Annotated in this window: 4 protein-coding genes and 1 pseudogene; all 5 read left to right on the top strand. The window is 33.1% G+C overall.

The features are described 5' to 3' along the window. Nucleotides 1-2,764, top strand: a pseudogene (locus A9G48_RS11725) (hypothetical protein); the annotation flags it as partial. 19 nt (nucleotides 2,765-2,783) lie between these two features. Next, on the top strand, nucleotides 2,784-3,872 hold the full coding sequence (locus tag A9G48_RS10550) for a hypothetical protein (RefSeq protein ID WP_034948649.1): 1,089 nt from the start codon (nucleotides 2,784-2,786) through the stop codon (nucleotides 3,870-3,872). Nucleotides 3,873-3,971: 99 nt separating this feature from the next. Beyond that, nucleotides 3,972-4,829, top strand: a complete 858-nt coding sequence (locus A9G48_RS10545) for a peptidoglycan-binding domain-containing protein (protein ID WP_065576145.1) — start codon at nucleotides 3,972-3,974, stop codon at nucleotides 4,827-4,829. 6 nt (nucleotides 4,830-4,835) lie between these two features. After that, nucleotides 4,836-6,248 carry a hypothetical protein gene (locus tag A9G48_RS10540; RefSeq protein ID WP_034948646.1) on the top strand — a complete coding sequence of 471 codons (1,413 nt, stop codon included), beginning with the start codon at nucleotides 4,836-4,838 and terminating at the stop codon, nucleotides 6,246-6,248. 217 nt (nucleotides 6,249-6,465) lie between these two features. Further along, nucleotides 6,466-6,686: hypothetical protein (locus A9G48_RS10535; RefSeq protein ID WP_141672999.1), on the top strand; the 221-nt coding region annotated here is incomplete at its 3' end.

Below are 6,686 nucleotides of genomic sequence, written 5' to 3'. Positions count from 1 at the left end.
TAATGACAAGCTGGGCAAACCCGAAGTAGCCGTAAAAGGCATTGCAGTATATGGTGCGGCAAACAATAAACAGAAATTAACCTATTTACCTAAGACAGCGACGTTTGAATTTGACGGTGAAAATAATGGGTATGCCAAAATTCGGAAAATCAACAACTGTGATGTGCCAGCGGTTTTGGTGGATAAAAATGGCGATGATGATGCCCCGCATAAGGGCTATGTCAAATTAACCTCGGTGACGTCATCGACTTTCGAGCCAGGAAAGCTAGATAAAATTGTGGTATTAAAAAAGCCGGCACCAATAAAGAAAGGCGATTTTATTGGATATATTGGTCATAATGTTAGTCAATCGGAACGTTTTGACGAGCCCAAAGAGGCTCCGTTATCGACCATGAAGCGAGCATTAGACACTAACTTACCACAGCTAGCACACGTTGAATTATTTACCTGTGATGATTTGCCGGCATTTATCAGTAAAACCCGAGTCTTAGCAGAGCAGTTACCGGAAAGTGAAAAGACCATTTTATTAGTTGAAAAAGAGGCAAGATTAATTCAGGCCGCTAAAGCTGAAGGGACGTTACCGGCAGGATTGGGGATACAGTTTATTGGCAATGCTAGTGATTATTACGTTAAAGTTAAGCCAGAATATACATTAAAGTTATCATCCAATCTTTCAGATAATGCAAGTAATATGGTGATTACAGGGATAAATGGGGTAGTTGAAAATAAGGAGGGTGAAGTTAGCAAGCACCGTTTAACGCAGGCAGATAAAACGGAGTTGATTAACCGTTATCAAGTGAATTATCCGGAATTAACCCTAGCTGATATTCCTGATGAAGTTGAATTAGTGAGTGGTATATCGTCATCGAATGAGAATAATGGCACGGAATTAACCATCCGTTTTGTGGTAGAAAACAGACATTACTGGATAGCCACGAAAGAGGTTTTTCACCTACAAGGAAAAAATGGGCAACTAAATAGCTCGATAAATTATTGGAATCACTTTCCACTATCATTAACTAATTTACCGGCAGCGACAGAGCACAACACGGTGTATTACCCGCGTACTGTTTCACTAAATGAGCAATCGAGTAATACAAGTTTTACAGCAGTTGATGATGCCGCTCCTGATTCGGTGTGGCGATATATACAGGCGGGGAATAAACAAGGGATGCCAATACAAGGTTGGGTAAACACTAAAAGTGGCGCACAGCAACACATAAAACGAGTTAGCCCATGGCACTGGTCAGGTTTTAAAACGATAGAAGAGAAGGCAACGGTAGGCGAATTATCTGATAAAATCAGCAAAAATAACGTTGCCACCTTAGATTTAGCCGATTACACGCCGACGATGCGAGAATTACAGCAAATCTTAACCGGCACACTAATATATTCAACCCAACGAAAAAAAGCCCTACCGCCACCGACTTTTACGGATAGGGATTTAAAGGAAGGGTTACGCAGAAGTTGGACAGCGGAGCAGATAGGGCATTTACTGGTGAAATATGAAAGTGAATGGTATGCTGATGAAGCATTAAGCAAATGGAACGAAGTTGATGAGCTATTTGAAGAAGAAAAGCAACAACAAAAAGCGCTTATTGAAGCGGGATTAGATAAACTTGGCATCACCGAGCCTTATCAGCGAGACTTTGCCATGAAAAAAGTGGACGAAGCGCATAAACATGTCAAATCAAACTGGCAACTAGAAAAAGAAGAGCGCATTAAACCGTCACTGTGGTGGAAAAAAGTGGCAGAGGCACAAGCCCAAAATCAAACAACTAGCACAGAACAAAGTGAAGCTAATACGCCTAAACTGTCCAATCTATCCGCAGACGGCAAGGCATGGTTTATTCATCCTGTGGCGATGGTGGATTATTTTTCAGGCGCAGGCATAGCTACTTATCATATTTATCATGATGGAAAAATTGAAAAACATATACCACAAGAAATACTCGAAGGTTATGAGCAGAAATATAAATATATTTATCATGATAAAGATGATAATGAACATGAAATATGTATTTGTGAATGGCATACAATAAATAAGAAACTATGTCGAAATGCAACAACAACTGAAATTAAGGCTTTCACATATCCAAACTATGGTTCAATTCGTGATGCAAAAAAACTAGTTGAAGAAGAAGAAATTTATGCAAGAGCCATATATATGAACGGAGATATTCATGAATGGATAAGAGTCAAAGGAAGTATAAGTATTTATCAACGACTTACCATGACTAATGGAAATATTGCTGAATATGGTTATCATAGTAAAAAACGCGGTTATATTTGGCGAGTATATGAAGCGCAATCAGAAAAAACTAAGTTAATTAGAATGCCTAATCATTTAAATTATGTTAATGGGAATACGTTAATTTTATATCAATTAGTTGATACTTATCGTAGATATACTAATCCAGATCTTATGGCTGGATTTATAGGTGCATTGGCAGAAATTAAAACCAACGTTAAAGTAACTGGTAGCGCATACAAACAAGGTTCTTGCTTCCCAAGTGCATTGCACATAAATGGTGAGAGTATAGATACTCATTATTTTAGTCAAAGTACTGATTCCAAGAAAAGAGAAAAAGATAAACAATTTATCAATTCATTATATAAATTTCATTTTAAAATATTTCGAGTAGGATCATCATTTAAAGAAATATTTAAAGGAATACATGGGTGTATCGATGGGGGGGAATTACACGATACACATTTACATATAGAGCAATTTGAAAATGAATCAATAACCAACATACCTTAAATTATATAGGATATATGCTATGTTATTAAAAAAAATTTGTATTTTTATAATAATATATACTTCTCTTTCGATAGCCTATTGTTATGAAAGAAAAATTGGAAAAACTTGGTATTTTTATAAAATTTCAAAAAGCACGGCTTATGGTGAGACAGCAGAAACTAGAGATAATTTATTGCAAAAAAGAGAAGATTTGATTGAAAAATTTGCTAATACCTTTATTAAATTTTCTGACAAAACATTAGCAATTAATGATGAATGCTTAATTGAATATTCTATCAAATCTACTACACCTGAAGTTTATTGGAAATCTGATGAAAAAAACAATTTATACAAAAAACTGTTTACTAAAGAAAAATCGCCTTTAAATCAAGAAATAAATATTATTACTTATTTGCATTCTAAGCAATCCTGCTCGGAAGGCTTAAATAATTTTATAAAAAATGGCAATGACTTGGTCGCTATAACAGAAGAAGGATATTTGATATTTTTCACAGATCAAAATAAAGAAAAACAATTGTCCAGCGAATATAGAGGTAAGCATGAACCTATAAATTTATTAGGACATCCAATGATTAAAGATAAAAATATTATTGATAAAATTAATGATAAATGTAATTTTTTTGCAAATGAGGATAAATCATTAAAATATGGAGAATGTAAAACAGAACAATTATCAAGTTATTATGCAAGAATTTTAAAAAAAATTAAAAATGGTAGAACGAAAATTTATCAGAACAAACAATATGAATTTTATTTAGTATTTAAAGAAGAAAAGTATCCGATTAATTATGAATTAATCATTGAAAAAGATAATCACATAGTAGATAGTTTAGTATTATATACAGTTTATTCAAATGAATCTGAAGTAATTAAAAAATATTATTATATTGATGAAAAATTAGAAAACATATGGTTATTAAATATAAGTAGTAATGAGAATTCAATGTTAACAGAAAAAGGAACTTACTATGAAGTAAAACAAGTAGATGATTGGAATCATTATCAAATTGATAAAAATAGGCATTTTAAATTACTTGAATCGCTAAGTTGTAATTATAAATATGAAAGCCCGAATAGCGATTCTCCAACAAGTTGGGTTTGTCATTGAGGGGAGAGGTCCAATCAACTCAAAAAAACAAACGCCAATACCTCAATCCTTTCCAATCTATCCGCAGACGGCAAGGCATGGTTTATTCATCCGGTGGCGATGATAGATTACTTCCCTAAAAGCGAGATTCTTTTTCAGAAAGGGGATAAGCATGAGATTATTCGGGAAATTAATATCCGCCTTGCAGGTTTTGGTGGCAATGTACCAACCGATGAATTTACTGAAAGAACAGAAAAGATGATAAAACAGTTTCAACGTGATTATATGCAAGTTGAGGAAACGGGCGTTGTGGATATAAAAGTTATACAAGCAATTGATAGATTTCAAGAAGAATATCCAATAGAAACATATTTTGCTCAAGCTAAATGTAAGTGTTCTACATTGAAATTAGTGAAAGGCGATAAAGCATGTGGAGGTTTTGGTAACGGTAAATTTGAACAACAAAAACAAAATGCAAATACTATTGAAATGTATAGGAAATATGAATACCCAGGGTTACACAGAACTTTATTTTGGGTCTTAAGAGCTTGGAAATTTTATTTATACCATTTGGATCAACGGAATATGAAAATTGAATTAGTTAAATCTGGATATCGCTGTTGGTCAGATAATAATGCTCATAATTTTAGACAAAGTACTAATCATATGGGTAAAGCATTAGATATTCATATGATTTATAACAATACCAAAATTTCATTAGAAAATTTGTGTGATGATGCTAGAGAGGTAATGATCAGTTATTGTAATGCGCATTATAGATGGAATGTTGGAAATGTTATTTCTTTAGAGGTGGGAATGCGTGAAAAAACACCAAAAGATACCGCAATCGCTGCAACATGGATTCATTTTGATGTAAGAAGTTTTGAATTAAAATATTTGGAAGATAAATATTTTGTTAAAAGCGCTGAACAAGTTAATGGGTTATCAATGCAATCATTAATAATTAATAAAGGTTAAAAACGTATGAAGACAATCAAATTAACTTTTATTTTATTTTTATTAGTCTTAAGTTTAATTGTATCATCAGCTACAGCTGATGAAAAAAAAATGCTGGATAATTGGGGAATTATTTATGGTATTAGTGATACATTGATAAATGAAACAACGGTTGATTTTGATATAAAATTGCTTGGTAATAAATTTTATTTTAATAATCAGTCGTTTTTGATTACACGTAATACTATGCCTGCAAAAGATTTTTTTATAAATAATAATATTGAACAAACATATTTTGATTTAAAAGAACAGCAAGAATTACTAGCGTATAATTATAATATTAAATTAAATGATAGCATTACTTATCTTCAATTTGATAAAACCATTGATAATAGTCTATTAAAACAATATGTAACACAAAATAGGCAAGTAATATTATTGGACGATATACTACTTCTATTTGGAAAAAATGGTGAACCAGTATTTTATTCAAAACCTTATTTTGAAAAGGCATTTATTAAAGATGTACCTCAATTACCCATAATTGCGGTGCCATTTAATGCAGATGATGCTTTTATATTATATCGAGATGAAGTATTAAAAAAGTTATCCATTCATTACAAAAATTTTTTGGATCTTCCATGGTCTGCAACAGATATATACGGAGCAAAATTTTCTCCCATTTCATCCATTATAAATCCAATATTTATTGATGTATTCTGGGACAGTGGTGAAGCAGATTCATTTTTATATCTGTTTTCAAGTGATTATAAAGTTCTAGATAAACTATTAATTTTTAGCTACATAACCACAACTCGTGGAGGTCCTGGCGGTGATGGGCAAGCTGTTGGTTATCGTTACTTTACCATTGACAAAAACTATTTTATCGAACGTCGCCAACGCTTTGAAGATGAAACAATGGAGATTCAACATTTTCAGGTCACCAATAAAGGAAAGTTTCAAGAACTGCCTACTACCTCTAATTGTTACCGCGAATTTGCCATTAAAGATAAAAGTCAACACTCAGCACAAAGTCTTCTCTTAACCAGTAATCAAGCAAATAACTATTTACGTTTTGATGGCGGAAGATTAGATGAGCTTGATGATGTCACATTAACCTTCAATCCCAATGAAAAAACACTTTGTGTGAACTATCAACAGGCTTATTCAGTCACCTTTGGTAAGGCCAATTCAAAACAATTTTTTGATAATGAGGCATTATATCAACAGCAAGTAGAAAATTTTAAAAAATATCACATTGATATCAGTAACGAATTGGAATATGTCACATTTGAAAATATTGATGAACAACCTATAGCTAAATTTTTATTAAATGGCAATCAAGCTATTTATATGAACAATACATTATTTATTGTAGGTAAAGATTATTTTGTGGCTTACAGACAACCAACAAAAGAGGAGTTAGTTTATACTCAGTAGCACAAAGGTATTAATAATTTACCATGAAACGAGCTTTAGCAGATGGATTACTGGAACGTGAAAAGACAATCATTTTAGTTGAAAAAGAGACCCATGTAGCCCATGGCACTGGTCAGGTTTTAAAACGATAGAAGAGAAGGCAACGGTAGGCGAATTATCTGATAAAATCAGCAAAAATAACGTTGCCACCTTAGATTTAGCCGATTACACGCCGGCGATGCGAGAATTACAGCAAATCTTAACCGGCACACTAATATATTCAACCCAACGAAAAAAAGACCTACCGCCACCGACTTTTACGGATAGGGATTTAAAGGAAGGATTACGCAGAAGTTGGACAGCGGAGCAGATAGGGCATTTACTGGTGAAATATGAAAGTGAATGGTATGCAGATGAAGGGTTAAGCAAATGGAACGAAGTTGATGAGCTATTTGAAGA

This window comes from Gilliamella sp. wkB18, assembly GCF_001690875.1.
Classification (GTDB): domain Bacteria; phylum Pseudomonadota; class Gammaproteobacteria; order Enterobacterales; family Orbaceae; genus Gilliamella; species Gilliamella apicola_A.
This window is presented reverse-complemented; position numbering and strand designations above follow the sequence as displayed.

Bases quoted from the DNA above. Each gene is read 5' to 3' on its own strand.
- A9G48_RS10550 (WP_034948649.1), top strand. From the start codon at position 2,784: ATGTTATTAAAAAAAATTTGTATTTTTATAATAATATATACTTCTCTT.
- A9G48_RS10545 (WP_065576145.1), top strand. From the start codon at position 3,972: ATGATAGATTACTTCCCTAAAAGCGAGATTCTTTTTCAGAAAGGGGAT.
- A9G48_RS10540 (WP_034948646.1), top strand. From the start codon at position 4,836: ATGAAGACAATCAAATTAACTTTTATTTTATTTTTATTAGTCTTAAGT.